Here is a 14,570-nt window from a genome sequence, read left to right as displayed (position 1 = left end):
GGGTGCGGGAGTCTGGGTGGCGCTGCTCGGGCTGTGGGTGGCCTGTGGCCCCACGCAGCAGCCCTACGACACGGATTTCCAGTTGCTCCCGTCCACCACCCTCTGCCTGCCGATGACGTGCGCGTCGCAGGGCCTGGACTGCGGCATCGCCGTGGACGGCTGCGGCGGCACGCTGCACTGCGGCCCCTGCGCGGAGGGGCAGGCCTGCGGCGGAGGCGGCATCCCCAACGTCTGCGGCCCCGCGCCGTGCACCCCGTCCACCTGCGAGGCCCTGGGAGCCACCTGCGGCCCCGTCCCGGATGGCTGCGGCGGCGTCCTGGAATGCGGCACGTGCGCGGCCCCGGAGGTCTGCGGGGGAAGCGGCGTGCCCCATGTCTGTGCACCGCCCGCGTGCGTCGCCACCACCTGCGAGGCCCTGGCGAAGAACTGCGGACAGGTGGCGGATGGCTGCGGCGGCGTCCTGGAGTGCGGCGCGTGCGGGCCCGAGGAGACATGCGGCGGGGGCGGCGCCGCCAACGTGTGCGGCCACGCCGCGTGCACGCCCGGCACCTGCGAGGCCCTGGGCAAGGATTGCGGCCCGGTGTCCGACGGCTGCGGCGGCGTCCTGGAGTGCGGCGCGTGTGGACCGGGCCTCGCGTGCGGCGCGAGCGGCGTGGCCAACGTGTGCGCCCCGGGCGCGTGTCTGGCCGCCACCTGCGCCGTGCTGGGCCGGGACTGCGGCGAGGTGCTGGACGGCTGCGGTGGCACGCTGGAGTGCGGCACCTGCCCTGCGGAGGCGGCATGCGGCGGCGCGGGGAAGGCCAACGTCTGCGGCCCCGGCACCTGCGTGCCCGCCACCTGTCAGTCCCTGGGCAGCGACTGCGGCCGGGTGTCCGACGGCTGTGGCACGGTGCTGGAGTGCGGCGGCTGCACCGCGCCGGAGACGTGCGGCGGCGCGGGCGTGGCCAACGTGTGCGGCCAGGCCCCGTGCACCCCGTCCACCTGCGACGCGCTGGGCAAGGACTGTGGACAGGTGGCGGACGGCTGCGGCGGCACCCTGACGTGCGGCACGTGTCCGGACGGCCTCCAGTGCGGCGGGGGCGGCACCGCCAACGTGTGCGGAACGCCCTCGTGCCGGCCGGCCACCTGCGGCGTGCTCGGCAAGACGTGCGGACAGGTAGCGGACGGCTGCGGCGGCACGCTGTCGTGCGGAAGCTGCACCGCGCCGGACACGTGCGGTGGCACGGGCGTCCCCAACGTGTGCGCCACCACCGAGCCCGTGTGCGCGGACCGGGACCTGGGCAGCGCGCTGCCCGTCACGGTGAAGGGCTCCACCGTGGAGGCCAACGACGACCACGCCGCCTCGTGCGGGGGCGCGGGGGCCCCGGACCGGGGCTACCTGTGGACGGCGCCCCGGACGGGCACCTTCACCTTCGACACGGCCCGTTCGGCGGTGCGTTCGGTCATCGCGGTGGCCTCGGTGACCGCGGGGGGCTGCGGCGGCGCGGAGCTCGCGTGCGCCACGGGCGGCATCAGCTACGGCGGCGGCGCGCGGGTGGCGGTGCCGCTGACGAAGGGGCAGCAGGTCCTGGTGACGGTGGACGCGGTGGCCGGCGGGCCGTTCACCCAGGGCTTCTTCGAACTGCACATCGACGCGCTCCGCCCCACCGAGGCCGGCGCCTGCTTCGACGGCATGGACAACGACGGAGACCGCTGGGTGGACTGCGCGGACACTGACTGCCGCGACGAACCGGGCTGCAAGGGCCAGGGCTGCGCGCACCACGACCTGGGCAGCGCACTGCCCGTCACCTTCCAGGGGGAGACCGCGGCGTCGGGCGACGGCTTCCAGGGTACCTGCGGCGCGCTGCTCCAGCAGGACCGGGCCCACCTGTGGACGGCGCCCCGGGCCGGCACGTACGTCTTCGACACCTCGCCCGGCGGTGACGCCGCCGCCGCCGGCAACGCCCTCTATGTCCTCACCGGCTGCCGGGGCGTGGAGTTGGGCTGCGCCTCCCATCCCCGCCCCACCGCGAAGAACGCCCCGGCGCTGAAGCTCGCCCTGGCGCAGGGACAGACGGTGCTGGTGGTGGTGGACGGCATGGCCCACCCGGAGAAGGACACCCCCATCCGCTACACGCTCCACATCGCGGAGGCGTTCGACTCCGAAGCCGGCCACTGCCAGGACGGCGCGGACAACGACGCGGACGGCGCGGCTGACGGCGCCGACCGGGACTGCCGCTGACGCACCGGGCCAACGACACGTGGGTCAACATCCCGATCTGCATGCCAAGAACCGACCCGGGCGCACATTTCATCCTGATGCACAACCACCTTTCCACGCTTTGTGGGGGTGCTACGCAACTGATCGCGGGTTGAGTCGATAATCCCCACACAGCAGTCATCGCCTTCCAAATCCCATTCCTCGAATCTCCACGAGGGAGCCCGCAAATGAGCCTCATCGACCGCGCCCGCCGTACCGTCAGCAACACCATCCGCCAGGTGAAGCAGGACCCCATCAAGGCGGCGAAGGACATCGGGACGCAGGCGAAGAAGGGCTACGACACCTTCACCAAGGTGAAGACGGCGGTGCAGGACGGCTTCGACAACGTCAAGAGCCTGAAGACGGACGGCTTCAAGGCGACGCTGAAGGGCAACGTCGACAAGCTGGTGTCCAAGGCGACGGACCCGAAGACGAAGCTCGACCTGAAGGGCAAGCTCGGCATCGCGGGCAAGGCGTTCGGCACGCTGACCAGCGCCGCGAAGCTCGTCGGCCAGACCGGCACGGCCATCAGCGACGTCCGCAACGCGGTGCGCAGCGGCAGCAGCGAGGACTGGAACAAGGCGCTCGGCTCTGTCGCCACCGCCGGCAAGGGCGCGGTCAGCACCGTCAAGGGCGGTCTGGAAATCGCCCGTGACGTGCAGAAGTTCGGTGGCGCCTACAAGGCCGCCAGCAGCGCGTTCAAGTCCGCCGTCCCGGGCGCGGGTCCCAAGCTGGCGCGTGCCGCCGCGGGCGCCGCCGCCAAGGCCGCCTTCGAGGGTGGTACCAGCCAGGCCGTCAAGAGCGGCGTGCGCGCCGCCGTGAACACGGCCGTGAAGGAGAGCGGCGTCGCCGCCAAGGTCATCACCGGCACGGCGTCCCGCGCCGCCGCCCGCGCCGCGCTGAGCGAGGGTGGCAAGGCCGCCGCCAAGGCCGGTGCGACCGCCGCCGCCAAGGCCGCGGGTGGGACGCTGGCCAAGGCCGCCGGCCGCTTCGCGCCGGGCGCCAACATCGCCATCGCCGCCTTCGACACGGCCAACGCGGTCTCCACCGTGCGTGACCCGAACGCCAGCACCACCAAGAAGGTCACGAGCGTCATCACCGCCGTGGGCTCCATCGCCGCCGCCACCAACATCCCGGTGGTCAGCCAGGTGGGCGCCGCCGTCTCCGCCGTCTCCAGCTTCGTCGGCGGCCTGTTCGGGTAGTCGTCGTACCCGGTCCGCCCCCCGGACAGTTCGTCCGGGGTTGTCACCGGAGGCCGGTTTTCTGCTAGGCACCACCGGGTGAGACGCGCTCGTTTCAATCCCATCTGGGACCACGGTCGCTATCTGCCAGGAGGCCCACCGGTGGCCAGCAAGAAGACCCCTTCCGAGAAGTCGCCGGGCGCCAAGGCGTCCGGTCCTGCCTCCTCCACGAAGTCGCCGGGCGCCAAGGCGTCCGCCACCTCCACCCCGGCGAAGAAGCCGGCTGCCACCAGCAAGCCTCCGGAACCCGTCGCCGCCCCGGCGCAGGCCCCCGTGCAGCAGTTGGTGCAGCGCCTGCCCGTCGCCCCCGGTCTGGGCCATCAGGCGGACCTGCCGGAAGTGAAGGCCCCCTCGCTGGAGAACCTCGACATCCGGGTTCCCGCGGGCGAGGACCTCACGGAAGAGGACCTGCTGGAGCGCTTCCACGAGCTGGCACGGGCCAAGGCGGAGACCCGTCCGCGCGCCGAAGGTGAAGCGCTGGCCATGGGCGACGATGTTCAGTTGGACATCCTGGGCTACGCCAACGGCCGGCTCATCCCGCTGAGCACGCGCGTGGGCTACTGGATGGAGCTGGCCCCCCAGTTGATGCTGCCCGGCTTCTCGGAGGTCATCGCCGAGGCCAGCGTGGGCGACAGCGTGGAGGTGGGCCTCATCCTGCCGGACGACTACCCGGCGGAGCAGCTTCGCGGCATGCCGGCGCGCTTCCTGGTGGACGTGAAGGCCGCGCGCGAGGTGCGCATGCCCGACACGGAGTCGGACGCCTTCCTCCAGCAGTTGGGCCGGGGCGCCACGCACGAGGAGGTCATGGGCTCCATCGTGGAGGAGATGGAGGGCGAGATGTCCGACATGCTCTGGGTGGACGCGCGCAACATGGTGCTGGACACGGTGGTGTCGCGCACGGACGTCCAGGTGCCCAAGGCGCTCGTGGACGAGGAGATCCGCCGCCGCTGGCTGCAGATGGAGGGTGAGACGCTCGCCCAGAAGTTCTTCAGCCTGGAAGAGCAGAAGGAAGCGCTGGACGGCTGGCTGCACCACCCGGGCATCCGCGAGGACGTGGAGCGCCGGCTGAAGATTGCCCTGGTGCTGCGCGCCATCGCCCAGCGGGACAAGCTGCAGCTCACGCCGCAGGTCGCGCTGGAGCTGCTCAAGGAGTCCTCGGAGCCCTTCGGCATCACGGAGGCCCAGCTCCGCGAATCACTCATCGACCCCGCGGCCGCCGCGCAGATGACCGACGTGGCGTGGCACCTGCTCGCGGTGGAGCACGTGATGACGCTGGCGAAGGTGACCTTCGAGGGCGCCGAACAGGGGCTCGCGCAGGGCTGAGAAGCGCCGGCCGCCCCGTCCTGGCTACGGCTGGACGGGGGTGGGCGGGGTGTCCTGGCCCGGCGCGACGAAGGCGCCGGTGGTCGGGTCCACCTGCCAGGCGGAGTACTGGTGGGCGAGCACGTCGCGCACCTGCCCCTCCTCGTAACAGACGGAGTAGACGACGAAGACGTCGTTGCGGAAGTTGGGCCGGCCGTAGCGGTAGCAGTCCTGGTCGCCCTGCTTCTGGAGCGTGAGCGGATAGCCCAGGAGGCCCTTCACCTCCTGGCTGGACATGCCCGCGCGCACCACCTTGATGCCGTGCGGCGTGATGACGGAGAACGTCGTTCCGTTGGTGCGCCAAAGAAAGAAGAAGCCCACGGCCAGGAACAGGGGCACCGCGGCGGCCACGAACCACGTGAAGCTGAAGCGGCCCAGCTTCTTCTGATGGCCTTCGCGGAAGGCGGAGAAGAGGGCATCCGGGGACGTGTCCACCGGCGCACCGCCGGGGACGACTCGCAGGGGGCTGACAGGAGCGCTCACGCCTTCTGAATGCCGCCCGCGCTCCCTGGATGCAAGGGGATGCAAGAAAGTCCACGGCGCCCCCGCCTTGCCGGTCACTGACGCCGTCGGTCGGGGTGGGATACGTCCGGATGTCCGGTTCCAGGCCAGACGTGCGAGTTCACAATCCGCGCGGTTCGGGGCTGCTAGAGGGCACATCCTGAGTACGGGTCTGCTCGAGGAGTCACAACGTCATGGCGAAGCGCGCGGCCGCGAAAGGCGTCACCCAGAAGGTCCTGGAGCGGGATGCCGTCCCTCCGGGGACGGAGGTGACGGACAGCGACCTGTTCTTCAACCGTGAGCTGTCGTGGCTCGCGTTCAACGACCGGGTGTTGCAGATGGCGGAGGCCCCGGAAGTGCAGTTGATGGAGCGGCTGAAGTTCATCTCCATCTACGCGCGCAACCTGGACGAGTTCTTCATGATCCGCGTGGCGCGGCTGCACGAGCAGATCGCCGCGCGCGTGGGCAGGCTGGTGCCGGACGGCGCATCCCCAGGTGACACGCTGGACAAGCTGCACACGGGCATCCTGGAGCAGGGCCGCCGCCACGCGGACTGCTTCGAGAAGGTGCTGCGGCCCGCGCTGGCGGAGAAGGGCCTGCGCATCCTGTCCATGAAGGAGTTGGACGCGGACCAGCGCGCGCAGGTGGATCAGCGCTTCCGCGAGCAGATCTTCCCGGTGCTCACGCCGCTGGCCATCGGGTTGGGGCGGCATTTCCCGTACATCTCCAACCTGTCGCTGAGCCTCGCGGTGCTGCTGCGCGACCCGGTGGCGGAGGACGAGAGCGTGGCGCGGGTGAAGGTGCCCAAGGAGATATTGCCGCGCTTCGTGCCGCTCAAGGGCGGTCCGGGTTCGTTCTTCGTGCCGCTGGAGGAGATCATCGCGCAGCACCTGGGGGACCTGTTCCCGGGGATGGAGGTGCTCAACTGGAGCCTCTTCCGCGTGACGCGCGACGCGGACTTCACCGTGTCGGAAGACGCGGAGGACCTGCTCAAGGCGGTGGAGACGGAGCTGAGCCAGCGCCGCTTCGGGGACGTCATCCGCCTGGAGGTGCAGGCGGGGATGAGCCCCAAGCTCTTGGAGCCGCTGGTGGAGGCGCTGACGCTGGAGTCCCGGCAGGTGTACGAGGAGCACGGCCTGCTGGACCTGTCGGACGTGATGTCACTGGCGATGACGCCGGGCTTCACGGAGCAGCGCGACCCGCCGTGGACGCCGGTGACGCAGGCGCGGCTGCGCACGGACAACGAGTCCCCGGACGGCGGGGGCACGGTGATGTCGGCGATGCGCCGGGGGGACCTGCTGGTGCACCACCCCTACGAATCCTTCACCACGTCGGTGGAGCGCTTCGTGAGCGAGGCGGTGGAGGACCCGGACGTGCTGGCGCTGAAGCAGACGGTGTACCGCACGTCGGACAGCTCACCGCTGGTGCCCGCGCTCATCCGCGCGACGGAGCACGGCAAGCAGGCGGTGTGCATGGTGGAGCTGAAGGCGCGCTTCGATGAGCGCACCAACATCCGCTGGGCGAACGCGCTGGAAGAGGCGGGCGTGCACGTGGTGTATGGGATTCCCAGCCTGAAGACGCACGCGAAGGCCATCCTCATCGTGCGGCGCGAGGGTGAACGGGTGCGGCACTACGTGCACATCGGCACGGGCAACTACAACCCGAAGACGGCGCGGCTCTACACGGACCTGGGGTTGTTCACGACGGACCCGGACATTGGCGCGGACGTGGCGGATGTCTTCAACTTCCTGACGGGCTTTGGCCGTCCGCGCTCCTTCCGCAAGCTGTTGGTGGCGCCGCTCACCATGCGGGAAGGGTTGATGGAGGAGATCCGGAAGACCCTCGCCGCGCACACGCCGGAGACGCCGTCGCGCATCCTGATGAAGATGAACGCGCTGGTGGACCCGGGCATCATCCGCGCGCTGTACGACGCGTCGCGCGCGGGGGTGAAGGTGGAGCTCAACGTGCGAGGCATCTGCTGCCTCAGGCCGGGGGTGCCGGGCGTGTCGGAGCACATCCGGGTGGTGTCCAACCTGGGCCGCTTCCTGGAGCACCCGCGCATCTATTCGTTCGAACGGGGCGCGACGTCGCGTTGCTACATCGGGTCGGCGGACATGATGCCGCGCAACCTGGACCACCGCGTGGAGATATTGGCGCCGGTGGAAGACCCTGCGTTGAGCGCGCAGGTGCGCGACGTGGTGGAGCGCTGCATGGTGGACACGAGCGGCGCCTGGGAGCTGGCCTCGGACGGCACCTGGCGCCGGCGCATTCCGCCGGCCACCGGAGACAAGCGCTCCGCCCAGGGCGAGCTGATGGACCGCGCCATCCGGATGGTCCACATGCAGAGTGGCCGTCCGGTGACGTGAGGCGGAGGCTCAGTTCAAGGCGAGCAGGTACTCGCGCACATCGCGGATGAAGCCGGGCGCGGAGCGCGAGAAGTGTTCTAGAAAGGCTTCGAAGGTGATGAGGGGCTCCCTGTATCGCTCCACCTGTTTTTGCAGGATGGCGACCATCGTTTCTGGATCCAGGTCCAGCAGTTGCTGAAGAAAAAAGTCGGCGGGCTGAGCCTCGATTCCCGGAGGCAGATCCTTCGCGCGAAAGTGTTTCAGGTTGTTGGTAACGATGACCTGCGCACCTGCGGTCAAGGCTGCCGCGGTGACGTGCCGGTCTCCTTCATCGTTTCGCATGCTGGCAATCTGGGCTTCGTAGCCGGACACCACGGATTCAGGAAAGATCCTGCACATCGCATTCACGAGCGTAGATGCATCGTCCTCTGACTTGCGTTGCTTCAGCACAAGGTTGCGACGCAGTTCCTCCAGAACCTGTTGGCTCCAGTAGACCTGGACGAGTCTCTGCTTGTGCGCATCCAGCAGGGTATTTCGGATGGAGGCAGGAAAGAGAACGTTCGCGTCGAGAAAGACGCGGAAGATGACTGGCAACAAATCCCCCGGGCACCGCTACGAACCGAAATAGTCCCCCATCTTCTTGTCCAGCTCAACGATCTCCTGGAGGCCGGCCTCCATCTCAGCCTGACGCTTGCGCCTGTAGGCGATCACGTCGGAAGCGCGGAGGCGCCGATGCTTTCCCGGGCGACTGTGCGGGAGCTTTCCCTGTTCCAGCAAGGTCACCAGATGCTGGCGCGAGATGTTGAGGAAATCCGCCGCTTCCTGAGTTGTCATCTCCCGATGCATTGGAATGATGCTGACAGGTGAGCCATTCGCGAGAGCCTCCATGATGGTCCGGAGCACTGACACCATGCTGTCAGGCAACTCCACCTGCTCCCCAGAAGGCAGCACCAGTCGTGCCGCCTTTCCCGGAGAGTCCACCGCCAGTTCCTTGTTCAGGCGGGCCGCGAGCCGGCGCTCCTCGACAGGGAGGTCTTCGGGGTCGGTGATGGTGGCGCTCATCGGAATGCTCCCTGCTGGGCGTGGCGTAACAAACAGGCCTCAACTGTTACGCCAATTCGCTAAAAACGCAAGTCGCTCTATTCCATGTGCTTGAAATCACGGGGTTCTTCAAAGACCGCCGCGCCTGCCCGCCTGCCCGCCTGCCCGAACGAACAACGCCGGCGCCCCGTGAACCCAGGGACACCGGCGTCGAAGCTTCACGGAAAACCCAGGGACGACGGCTCAGGTCTCGTGGTTCACGAGGTTGAACACGGCCACGCGGTGCGACTGGGGGTACAGCACGATGAACAGGTGGTTCCAGTCGTGCGCGCCCGCGGCCACCAGGTACGACGCGTAGTAGTACGCGATCTGCACCTGCTCCGTGCCGTTGCCCAGCTCCGTCAACAGGTGCGGATCCAACGCGTCGAAGAAGAAGAGCTGCTGCGACATCGTGCTGAACGGCACGTTGCCCTGGAACCGGAACGGGATGCGGTCATCCTGCCGCAGCGCGAACACCGACTCCACCGCGTCCGCCACCGTCGGCGCCTGCGTGGACGTCCACGGGAAGCTGTAGACCTCCAGCGTGCCGTCACACCAGTTGTTGTACGTGTCGCATTCCTCGTTGCCCGCCTCCATGTCGGCTTCGAGCAGCGCCGTCGGGCCCTCGTACTCCAACTCAATCTGGCTCAGCCGCGACGCAACCGAGCGCACCGACTGCGTGGCCTCCGGCGTCGGCGTCGGCTCCTCCGTCGGCGCAGGCGGCGCGTTGCACGCACCCAACCACAGCGCGGAAGCCAGCACGGACAACTGCACCCGGTGTCGAAGCATGGTCACATCCTTGAGCGGTGAAACGGGGAGCCCTGGCTCTGCCACACCCCCGTCCCCACCCTCAAGTCACAACCCCCACGTGACGCCTCCGTGACGCTTGTCATCACGGAGTGACTGGAAATCTTCAGCCCCGGTCGCCCAAAGCACCCCGGGCGGCGTCCTCGCGGCGGTGTGCCTCCACCTCCGGCACCTCTTCCCAACGAATCCACCCGGCCCGGGCCGCGTGCCTCGCCGCGGCCACCGTGTCATCCACCACCACCAGCTCGCTGCCGCCAGCGCGGATGTCCTCCGCGATGCTGGTCATCTCCTCCCCGCGCTTGGAACGCCCCGGCACGTTGCGGATGTAGACACAGCGGATGCGGCCGGGGAACTCGCGCACGATGGTGCGGTAGTGCTCCGCGTCCTCCTGCCCGCTGTCCCCAATCAACACGAACGGCAGATGCGACAGCGTCTCCAGCACGCCGCGAATCTTGTCCAGCTTGTGCCCGTGTCCCCCGCCCGGCGCGAACCCATGCCGCGACAGCCCCCAGTCGCGCAGCAGCAGCGGACCAATGGGGATGCGGTGGATGGAGAGGAACTCGTCCAGGTGCTCGTAGAGGTTCCACGGGCTGCTGGACACGTAGAAGATGGGGTTGTCCGCCGTGCCGCTCGCGCCCGCCTGGAGCGCCGCGTAGAAGGCATCCACGCCCGGGAACGGCAGCCGCACCCGGTGCTCCGTGAGGAACAGCGCCCACGCGCGCTTGAGCGGATCCGTCACCCCCGTGGCGATGACCGTGTCGTCGATGTCGCTGATGACGCCCAGCTCCGCGCTCGACCCCGCCACCCGCACTGGCGCCGACACGCGCTGCACCCCTTCCGGCTCCGGTGACAGCAGCTCCAGTTCCACCATGTGCCAGCCCGAGCGCACCCCCGACGGCGGAGGCACCCACAGCTCCAGGAAGCCCTCCTCGTCCGTCGTGCCCTCCCAGTGCTTGTCCCCCCAGCGCACCGCCACGTGCGCGCTGGCGATCTCCCGCGTCATGTAGCGCTTGTAGGAAGCAACGGCGCTGCTCAGGAGCGTGTGCCGCTGGCGCGAGGGCTTCACCTTGCGCTCCTCCAGCACGCGCGCCTTGATGACCACGCGGTCCGGCGTGCCGTAGCCCCGGTACGGCAGGATGCGCAGCGGCGGGGCGATGCCCAGCCCCTTGCGCACGCGGCGGCTGAACACGTCGTAGTGGGCATCCGCCTTCACGGCGAAGCGGAACAGCAGCGGGTACAGGTCGGACATGGCGGGTGCCCGCACTCTACCAGTCTCCGTGCATCAATCGTGGCGTCCCAACGTCTTGTCCAGGTTGTACGCGGCGCTGATGAGCGACAGGTGCGTGAGCGCCTGCGGGAAGTTTCCCAGCGCCTCGCCCGACATGCCCGTCTGCTCCGCGTAGAGCCCCAGGTGGTTCGCGTAGCCCTGCATCCGCTCGAAGATGAGCCGCGCCTCGTCCAGCAGGTCCGGCCGGGCCGCGCTCGCGCGCGTCATCGCCTCCACCAGCCAGAAGCTGCACAGGTTGAAGGTGCCTTCGCTGCCTTCAATGCCATCCAGCTTCGCGTCCGCCTCGTAGCGGAACACCAGCCCGTCCGACGTCAGGCCCCCCTCGCGCGGCGCCTTGCGGATGAGGTCCAACGTGGAGAGCATCCGCGGATCCACCGGGGACAGGAAGAACACCAGCGGCATCAGGAGGTTCGCCGCATCCAGCGCCTCATGCCCGTAGGCCTGGATGAAGGCGCCCTTCTCCGCGCACCAGCCCTTCTCCATGATCTCCTCGAAGATGGTGTCGCGCGTGATCAACCACTTCGCGCGGTCCGCAGGAAGGCTGCGCTTGTCCGCCAGCCGGATGGCCCGGTCCACCGCCACCCAGCACATCAACTTCGAATAGACGAAGTGCCGGCGCGAACCGCGAATCTCCCAGATGCCCTCGTCCTGCTTCTGCCAGTTCTCGCAGACCCAATCCACCAGCCGGCGCAGGTGCCTCCAGAAGTCATACGAGATGGGCGCCGCGTACTTGTTGGACAGGTACACGGAGTCCATCAGCTCGCCGTAGATGTCCAGTTGGAGCTGGCCCGCCGCCATGTTGCCAATGCGCACCGGCTTCGCGCCGCCGTAGCCGGCCAGGTGATGCAGCTCCTCCTCCTTCGGCACCGGGCTGCCATCCAGGCAGTACATCAACGGCAGCGGCCCATCCCCGGACTCCGCGCACCGCGCCTCCACCCAACGCATGAACGCGGCGGCCTCCTCGTCGAAGCCGATGCGCATGAACGCGTAGACGGTGAAGGCCGCGTCCCTGAGCCAGCAGAAGCGGTAGTCCCAGTTGCGCGTGCCCCCCGGGGACTCCGGCAGGCTGCACGTGGGCGCCGCGACGATGGCGCCGGACGGTTCGAACGTCATCAGCTTCAGGGCCAGCGCCGAGCGCTGCACCATCTCCCGCCACCGCCCCGTGTACTTGCACTTGGACAACCAGTGCCGCCAGTAGTCCACCGTGTCCCGGAAGAGCTTCTCCGCGGAGTCGTGCGTGTGCAGGTGCAGGTGGCAGCCCTCCAACCCGCCCTCGCGCAGGGTGAAGACCGCGGACTGGCTCTCCTTCAGCGTGAAGTGCGCGACGACGCCCCGGCCCTCCTGCTTCAGCTTCACCGGCGTCACCAACTGCATGCTCAGGCCCGGGGACACGAAGGCCGCGCCGCCATTCACCAGGTGCGTCTCATGTTCGTCCCGGGCGTAGTTGAACGCCGGGAAGCACTCCATGCGGAAGGACATCTCCCCGCGCACCACGCGGATGCGGCGAAGAACCTCGCGCCCCTCCGCCCTCGCGCCCTTGCCCAGGGGCATCAGGTCGATGAGCTCCCCCACGCCGTCCGGCGTGTAGAAGCGCGTCACCAGCACGTTGGTGTCCGGCCAGTAGAACTGGCGCTTCATCACCCCGTCCGGCTCCGGCGACACGCGCCAGTACCCGCCCTTCTCCGGATCCACCAGCGCCGCGAAGACGCTGGGGCTGTCGAAGTGCGGGTAGCACAGCCAGTCGATGGTGCCCTCCTGGCCCACCAGCGCCACCGTGCGCAGGTCTCCGATGACGCCATGGTCCTCGATGGCGACGCCCCCCTTCAGGTCCACATTGGGATTCACCGGGCATGCTCCTGGAACGTGATGACGTGTTTGATGCCGCCCTTCGCCTCCACCACCTTCACGAACTCCGACGGCGGATGGCGCTGGGTGATGAGCTGCTCCACCTTCCCGGGCCAGCGCGCACGGAAGCGGGCCAGGTCCTCCAGCGCCGCGCTGAAGTCCCCGTCCGACGCGTTCACCGTGCCGAACATCACCCGGTTGCCCAGCACCAACTGCCCCAGCACCTCCGCGCCCTGCAGTTCCAGCGGCTCCTCGCGCCCGGGTACCCCGGTGAAGATGAGCACGCCGTTCTCCTCCAACACGTTGAGCGAATCGAAGGCCACCTTGGACGCGCCCGTGGCCTCGTAGATGACGTCCACGCCGCCCCCCAGTTGCTTCTTCAGGGCCTCCACCGTGACCTCCTTCGAGGACACATACGGAACGCCAATGGACTCGGCCGCGGCGGCCTTCTCGTTGGGCTTGGGGCTGCGCGAATACGCCGTCACCTCGTAGCCCGCGCGCATCAGCGCCATCGCGCCCAACTGCGCCACCGGCCCCGCGCCCAGCACCAGCGCCTTGCCGGGCTGCACCTTCCACGGCAGCCGCGACTGGATGTGCGCCACCTCCCGCAGGCCCTTCTCCGCGATGGTGAGCGGTTCGGTCAGCACCGCCACGCCGCGCAGCGCATCGTCCGCGCGGTGCAGGTACGCCGCGTCCTCCACGAAGAACTCCGCGCAGAAGCCGTGCGCGCCCTGGATGCCGCGCTCCGTGTAGTCGCCCGTCACGCAGAAGTCCGGATGGCCGTGGCGGCACGCCGGGCAGCGCGTGTGCGGACACGGCCTGCGCACGCGCGGCACCACCAGGTCCCCGACCTTCAGGCCCTGCACGTGCACGCCCACCTCCACCACCTCCCCCACGCACTCGTGGCCCAGGATGAGGTGGTCCTCGCCCTTCGGCGCCGCGCCGTGGTGGCCCTTGAGGATGTCCTGGTCGGTGCCGCAGACGCCCACCTCCAACGTGCGCACCTTGACCTCCGTGGGGGAATGCAGGCGCGGCTCGGAAACGTCGAGGACCCGCACCTCGCGCGACGGGAACGTGATGGCCACGGCCTTCATGGGCGGAGGACTCCTTGGGTGAAAGGTGCGACGTCCCTGGACAAGGGGTGCGGACCCCCGACCCATGTCGCAAGTGCCTTTCGACCGTCCCGGCCATCCTCGCCCCGGGCGTCGTAAGTTCCCGGCGCTGAACACCCCGCGACGCCTGCCTGCCCGGAGGGCGACACTTGCGAGCGCGCGAAAGCACTGCCCCCTGGCGGCTCCCGGGCTATAGACGCAGGCCGTGCGTGCGCTCCCCTACCGTCGCAGTCGCGCCACCGCCATCGGTGCCACGGCCTTCCTGATGCTCTCCCTGCCCTTCCTGGTGCTGGGGGTGTTCTTCCTCGGCCAGAAGGCGCGCATGGACCTGCGGTGCGAACCCCAGGCCCCGTGCGCCCTCACCCGCTCCAGTTGGCTGGACCATGAAGAGGTCGGCCGCTACGCGCCCCAGGACATCCTGCGCGTGGAGGTGGACCGCAGCCGCAGCCGGCGCGCTGGCGCCGCCCCCATCTTCCGGCCCCAGATGGAGACGACCTCCGGCGTCCAGCCGCTCGCCTTCCAGTGGACGGAGGATGAAGCGGAGGCGACGGCCTTCGCGGACACCGTGCGGCGCTACCTTGCGGGCCCCCGCACGGACGCGCTGGAGGTGTTCCGGGATGACCGCAAGGCGTCGCTGCGCGTGGGCAGCGCCTTCACCGGCGTGGGCCTGGCGGTGCTCGCCGTGAGCCTCTGGCTGCTCTTGCGCACCCTGGCGCACCGCAAGGCCGAACGCGCCGCCACCCCCTAGCG

At 69.2% G+C, this 14,570-nt stretch carries 12 protein-coding genes; 5 read left to right on the top strand and 7 right to left on the bottom strand.

Annotated elements, in window-relative coordinates; all coding sequences use genetic code 11:
- The 3 genes from D7V88_RS29625 to D7V88_RS29615 form a co-directional block, all read left to right on the top strand.
- The coding region (locus D7V88_RS29625; protein ID WP_372241130.1) for a tryptophan synthase alpha chain at window positions 1-2,221 on the top strand (2,221 nt) is incomplete at its 5' end.
- Window positions 2,222-2,427: 206 nt separating this feature from the next.
- A complete protein-coding gene (locus tag D7V88_RS29620; protein WP_120543976.1) occupies window positions 2,428-3,441 on the top strand; it encodes a hypothetical protein in 1,014 nt (337 codons plus the stop codon).
- Window positions 3,442-3,582: 141 nt separating this feature from the next.
- The gene (locus D7V88_RS29615; RefSeq protein ID WP_120543975.1) at window positions 3,583-4,803 is read left to right on the top strand and encodes a trigger factor; all 1,221 of its coding nucleotides are present in this window, start codon (window positions 3,583-3,585) and stop codon (window positions 4,801-4,803) included.
- A 24-nt stretch (window positions 4,804-4,827) separates the two neighbouring features.
- On the opposite strand, the gene D7V88_RS29610 is transcribed toward D7V88_RS29615, so the two are convergent.
- Window positions 4,828-5,325: a hypothetical protein gene (locus D7V88_RS29610; protein ID WP_244238470.1), complete on the bottom strand. Its 498-nt coding sequence runs from the start codon at window positions 5,323-5,325 to the stop codon at window positions 4,828-4,830.
- Between the two features lie 212 nt (window positions 5,326-5,537).
- On the opposite strand from D7V88_RS29610, the gene ppk1 reads away from it, so the two are divergent.
- Window positions 5,538-7,709 carry a polyphosphate kinase 1 gene (ppk1, locus tag D7V88_RS29605; protein ID WP_120543974.1) on the top strand — a complete coding sequence of 724 codons (2,172 nt, stop codon included), beginning with the start codon at window positions 5,538-5,540 and terminating at the stop codon, window positions 7,707-7,709.
- A gap of 9 nt (window positions 7,710-7,718) precedes the next feature.
- Here ppk1 and D7V88_RS29600 read toward each other — a convergent pair whose 3' ends face one another.
- From D7V88_RS29600 to D7V88_RS29575, 6 genes are all read right to left on the bottom strand, one after another.
- A complete protein-coding gene (locus tag D7V88_RS29600; protein WP_158625177.1) occupies window positions 7,719-8,282 on the bottom strand; it encodes a PIN domain-containing protein in 564 nt (187 codons plus the stop codon).
- Window positions 8,283-8,300: 18 nt separating this feature from the next.
- Complete coding sequence (locus D7V88_RS29595; RefSeq protein ID WP_120543972.1) at window positions 8,301-8,750, bottom strand: helix-turn-helix domain-containing protein; 450 nt, start codon at window positions 8,748-8,750, stop codon at window positions 8,301-8,303.
- Between the two features lie 222 nt (window positions 8,751-8,972).
- Window positions 8,973-9,557, bottom strand: coding sequence for a hypothetical protein (locus D7V88_RS29590; protein ID WP_147448913.1), 585 nt, complete (start codon window positions 9,555-9,557; stop codon window positions 8,973-8,975).
- A 124-nt stretch (window positions 9,558-9,681) separates the two neighbouring features.
- A complete protein-coding gene (locus tag D7V88_RS29585) occupies window positions 9,682-10,824 on the bottom strand; it encodes an App1 family protein phosphatidate phosphatase (RefSeq protein ID WP_120543970.1) in 1,143 nt (380 codons plus the stop codon).
- A gap of 33 nt (window positions 10,825-10,857) precedes the next feature.
- Entirely contained in the window at window positions 10,858-12,708 is a 1,851-nt protein-coding gene (locus D7V88_RS29580; protein WP_120543969.1) for a glycoside hydrolase family 15 protein, read from the bottom strand.
- Entirely contained in the window at window positions 12,705-13,802 is a 1,098-nt protein-coding gene (locus tag D7V88_RS29575; protein ID WP_120543968.1) for a glucose 1-dehydrogenase, read from the bottom strand. Before D7V88_RS29575 ends, D7V88_RS29580 begins: the two co-directional genes overlap by 4 nt.
- Window positions 13,803-14,025: 223 nt before the next feature.
- Between D7V88_RS29575 and D7V88_RS29570 the strand changes: the two genes are divergently transcribed.
- Window positions 14,026-14,568: a hypothetical protein gene (locus tag D7V88_RS29570; RefSeq protein ID WP_120543967.1), complete on the top strand. Its 543-nt coding sequence runs from the start codon at window positions 14,026-14,028 to the stop codon at window positions 14,566-14,568.
- Window positions 14,569-14,570 lie beyond the last annotated feature (2 nt).

Source organism: Corallococcus terminator (assembly GCF_003611635.1).
GTDB lineage: Bacteria > Myxococcota > Myxococcia > Myxococcales > Myxococcaceae > Corallococcus > Corallococcus terminator.
Note: the sequence above shows the minus strand (reverse complement) of the source record. Positions and strands in the feature narration are given on the sequence as shown.

Coding starts and splice junctions, on each gene's coding strand:
- D7V88_RS29595 (WP_120543972.1), bottom strand. CDS start 8,750: ATGAGCGCCACCATCACCGACCCCGAAGACCTCCCTGTCGAGGAGCGC.
- D7V88_RS29590 (WP_147448913.1), bottom strand. CDS start 9,557: ATGCTTCGACACCGGGTGCAGTTGTCCGTGCTGGCTTCCGCGCTGTGG.
- D7V88_RS29585 (WP_120543970.1), bottom strand. CDS start 10,824: ATGTCCGACCTGTACCCGCTGCTGTTCCGCTTCGCCGTGAAGGCGGAT.
- ppk1 (WP_120543974.1), top strand. CDS start 5,538: ATGGCGAAGCGCGCGGCCGCGAAAGGCGTCACCCAGAAGGTCCTGGAG.
- D7V88_RS29620 (WP_120543976.1), top strand. CDS start 2,428: ATGAGCCTCATCGACCGCGCCCGCCGTACCGTCAGCAACACCATCCGC.
- D7V88_RS29575 (WP_120543968.1), bottom strand. CDS start 13,802: ATGAAGGCCGTGGCCATCACGTTCCCGTCGCGCGAGGTGCGGGTCCTC.